Source organism: bacterium (assembly GCA_030690305.1).
GTDB lineage: Bacteria > Patescibacteriota > Minisyncoccia > Phycocordibacterales > JAGLPS01 > JBBUCK01.
Genome location: JAUYHB010000003.1, coordinates 1 through 1,383 on the forward strand (window position 1 = coordinate 1; position 1,383 = coordinate 1,383).

Annotated in this window: 2 protein-coding genes; both read left to right on the forward strand. The window is 51.5% G+C overall.

From position 1 onward, the window contains the following. The coding region (locus tag Q8O71_00015; GenBank protein ID MDP2704778.1) for a hypothetical protein at nucleotides 1-252 on the forward strand (252 nt) is incomplete at its 5' end. 105 nt (nucleotides 253-357) lie between these two features. Then, on the forward strand, nucleotides 358-1,383 hold a 1,026-nt coding region (locus Q8O71_00020; GenBank protein MDP2704779.1), incomplete at its 3' end, for a hypothetical protein.

Genomic DNA, 1,383 nt, shown 5'->3' on the forward strand with positions numbered 1-1,383 from the left:
CAGCACGAACAAGGTATGACCACCGAAGATTGGCTCATTTTGGCGATCACTCATCTAGAAAGCACGAATGAGGTTATAGATGACTATCAAGGCAAGGGAAAGATAGCTCGCAACTTCGGCCAATACTTCCCGGTCTCGGGCTGCGTGCCGAGCGCTGGCTGGGGCCGCGGCTATCGCCGGGCGGGCCTCGGCGGGGGTGAGGCGGACGGTCGTGATGACGACGTTGGCGCGCGTTCTGCGGTGAGGGTGTAAAATATATCCTTGGGATTGGGAATTTGGATTTAGCTTGAGCCCTGATCCTTTAACTTTAAGACTCTCCCGCTGGAGAAAGAGGCCCAAATCGGGTATGCTACGGGTATGCCAAAATCGTTTGAACAACCCCCCGCCGAAGCTCTGGCGGAACTCCACGCCTTGACCAAGAAAGGACGGGAACTGGCAGAAAAAGCCATCACTGGCGCAACCACGCCCGAAGAGGCGGAATCGGCACTCAAAGAAGCAGAGGAACTCGTGCCTGAATTGGCACGAAGACGCGAGGCCATACGTGAAAAGCTCTGGCCTTTCACCGAACTCTCAAGGGAGAAGGTGGAAGCCCAATACAATCAAGAGGTAGCCGCCCTGGAGACTGCGGGGGTATTGGAGAAGCTTAAAAGTGGGGAACACGGGATCGTGGGTATTGATAAAATAGAATATGCTTTGCCAACCTTGGCTCAAGTGGTGGAACGCTTGCGAGCCAAGAAGGAGATCGTGGAGCAAAAGGCCAAGCAAGGATTACTCAAAATCCAACTTACGCCCATCGCTATGTCTCTGGACGCTTTGAGAGAGAAATACAAAGCAAGAGTGTTAGCACACTATGCTGATATGCCAGACCCGACTGATTCGAGTAAACGGATACCCGATCCAGCCCGCACCAAACTCTTCGCTACCAAAAAAAACTCCAGCGATCCAGCTGAGCCACTTGAGCTTGATACTGATGACCCACTTTACACATGGGACGCATACGAGAATGCAGATGTTGCAGGAGCACTCGTGTACTTCCCGAAAGCTTTTGATGAGAAAAACCATAAGGGCAAGACCAAAGCAGAGTTACTCCAACAAACCAAGCAAGGTTGGGACATCATCATTTTAGAAGACCTGCCCAATCTACCCGCCAAGGATCAGGGCGAAGTAACAGGGGGTAGAAAACAGCTTGAGGCCGGTGCAAGCCCAAATGACTATCTTGAAAAGATGAACGATAGTATGTACCAGCACGAACAAGGTATGACCACCGAAGATTGGCTCATTTTGGCGATCACTCATCTAGAAAGCACGAATGAGGTTATAGATGACTATCAAGGCAAGGGAAAGATAGCTCGCAACTTCGGCCAATACTTCCCGGTCTCGGGC